Here is a 2,551-nt window from a genome sequence, read left to right as displayed (position 1 = left end):
GCGCTGGCGCTCGATCCGGAATTCGCCTCGGCGTGGGCGCTGTTCGGCATCAACCTGCTTCAGGACCTGGGTCAGCCCGACTCGGCGTGGGCAGCCCTGGATGAGGCGGCACGGCGGCCGCATCGCCTAACGAGCGCCGAGCGGTTGCGACTCGAGGCATTCATGGCCGGTCAGCGGTGGCACCTGCGAGCCGCGATGCAGGCATCGGACCAGCTCGTGCGCGAACGACCCAACGATACGCGGGCCTGGAACGGTCGAGGGACTACGCTGTTTAGGTTGCGCGGGCCGGAGGCTGTGCTCGAGACGCTGGACCACATCCGCACGTTCGAGCCTTTCGAAACGCACATTCGCGCGTACAACCGCATGGTGGGTTTGATCGCCGTAGGCCGGCGAGTCGAGGCGCGGCAGGTCGCGCCCGCACTGCGCAACCAGCGCGAGCGGCTCACCCTGTCACTGGCCGCTGCCGCCCTGGACGCGGCGTGGGGCGAGGTGGACAGCCTGGCGAGGGAACTGCGCCAAGAGGATCCACGCGCGGCCACGTTCTGGCGCGCGGTGCTGCTCTACGTCCGCGGAGAGGTACGGGAGGCGGACAGCGTCCTGGCAGGTCTCGATGCCAGACCGTGGCTCCTCCACTCGCTTGCGGCAGGGCGGCCGATCCAACGGCCGGCCCGTCCTGACACGACATGGGAGGGGGCGGTCACGGCGGCGTTGGCGGGCGACACGGCTGCAGCGCGTGCAGAGTTGCCGCGCCTCACGGCCGACACCCTCGACTACCGGGTCGAGTCCGGCTTCTGGCGCGCGGCGCTCGAGGCGGCCATTGCCTGGCGGGCCGGAGACTGGCAAAGCGTCGTGCAACGCACGGGGCCCATCCTGCGGGAGCGCCCATCGGTTGGGGACATTGGGAGCGCGGTCCTTTGGATTGTGGGAGATGCCTATGAGCGCCTGGGTCGGCTCGACTCGGCGACCGTCCTGCTGAACGAATTGGTGCAGCCTGGCCGGCGGCTTGGGTTTCCGAACACCCAGTCATACGGCGCCGCCCACTCGTACCTGCGGCAGCACCTGATCGTGCTGCTGGCGCGGCAGGGCCGCGCGGACGAGGCGCGGCGGCACTGGGAGATCTTCCGGGCGACGTTCACGAATCCGGACCCGGAGCTGGTGCCGCTGGTGGAGGAGGCGCGGCGGGCGCTCGAGATAGCGGAGCGGCGGCACTGAGATCCAGCCGCCGGGTGCTCTCCTTGACGTACGCGGAAGTGTAATACACTTTATTACTGTCACCTTTCGGGAGCTTGCGGCGTGCGTTCGAGCAAGATCATCACCGTGTCGCTACCAGCCGACCTCGTCAAGGTGGCCGAGCGGCTGGCCAAGGAAGAGCGGCGCACCCGCAGTGAGCTGGTCCGGGAAGCGCTCCGCGACTACGCAGCAACGCGACGCTGGCGGCGGCTGCGGCGCTGGGGCGAGGCCTCGGCCCGCATGGCAAGGGTGGGTTCGGATCCCGACATCGAGGACGTCGTAGGCGACGTGCGCCGCTCTCGGCGCTAGTGCGGCGGGTCGTCCTCGACACCAACGTCTATCTCTCCGCGATCCTGTTCGGCGGGCCACCCGAAACGATTCTGCACCTGGCCCGAAGCCGGACGCTGACGCTGGTCGTCTCGCGCCCGATCCTGGCCGAGTTCACCCGCGTCCTCCGAGCCAAGTTCGCCTGGACCGCCGCCCAAGCGCGCCAAGCGGAGATGGAGATTCGGAGCCTCGCCGCCGTGGTCAGGCCGCGTGAACGGCTCAGTGTGGTCACCGATGATGAGCCGGACAACCGAGTGCTCGAGTGCGCGGTCGCCGGCGCCGCGCAGGCCATCGTGACGGGCGACCTGCGCCACCTGCGCCCGTTGAACTCCTTCCGCGGGATTCCGATCCTGACTCCGCGGGAGTTCCTCCACGACCTTCGCCCCACTCCGTAGTCGCGAGTTGGATTCGCAGCCCGACCGGAGACTGGTCGAGCCTGCGAGGGGGCCGTATACTCGGCTGCACCGGGGCACATCATCGTGACCGACCTCCTCACCCGTCTCTCGGCCGCCCTCACCGGCCGCTACGCGCTCGAGCGCGAGCTCGGCCGCGGCGGGATGGCCACGGTCTACCTCGCCACAGACCAGAAGCACGAGCGCCCGGTTGCGGTCAAGGTCCTGCACCCTGAACTGGCGGCGGTGTTAGGCGTCGAGCGGTTCCTGAGGGAGATCAAGCTCACCGGCCGGCTCAATCATCCGCACATTCTGCCGCTGCATGACTCAGGGGAGGCCGACGGGTTCCTGTTCTACGTCATGCCCTTCGTCGAGGGCGAATCGCTCCGCGATCGCCTGGAGCGGGAGAAGCAGCTCCCGATCGAGGACGCTCTCCAGATCAGCCGGGAGGTGGCCGACGCGCTCTCCTACGCCCACAGCCACGACATCGTGCACCGCGACATCAAGCCCGAGAACATCCTGCTCTCGGCGGGGCACGCGGTGGTGGCGGACTTCGGCATCGCGCGTGCGATCACGGCGGCGGGCGGCGAGAAGCTGACGGA

At 69.1% G+C, this 2,551-nt stretch carries 4 protein-coding genes; all 4 read left to right on the top strand.

Annotation, left to right across the window (positions count from 1 at the left end; genetic code table 11):
• On the top strand, positions 1-1,212 hold a 1,212-nt coding region (locus Q8Q85_00700; protein ID MDP3772765.1), incomplete at its 5' end, for a hypothetical protein.
• Between the two features lie 81 nt (positions 1,213-1,293).
• Entirely contained in the window at positions 1,294-1,539 is a 246-nt protein-coding gene (locus tag Q8Q85_00695; GenBank protein MDP3772764.1) for a ribbon-helix-helix domain-containing protein, read from the top strand.
• Positions 1,539-1,952 carry a putative toxin-antitoxin system toxin component, PIN family gene (locus tag Q8Q85_00690; protein MDP3772763.1) on the top strand — a complete coding sequence of 138 codons (414 nt, stop codon included), beginning with the start codon at positions 1,539-1,541 and terminating at the stop codon, positions 1,950-1,952. The genes Q8Q85_00695 and Q8Q85_00690 overlap by 1 nt, the downstream gene beginning before the upstream one ends.
• Positions 1,953-2,036: 84 nt before the next feature.
• A partial coding sequence (locus tag Q8Q85_00685; protein MDP3772762.1) for a serine/threonine-protein kinase occupies positions 2,037-2,551 on the top strand: 515 nt, incomplete at its 3' end.

The sequence above is a fragment of the Gemmatimonadales bacterium genome (genome assembly GCA_030697825.1).
Lineage (GTDB): Bacteria > Gemmatimonadota > Gemmatimonadetes > Gemmatimonadales > JACORV01 > JACORV01.
Note: the sequence above shows the minus strand (reverse complement) of the source record. Positions and strands in the feature narration are given on the sequence as shown.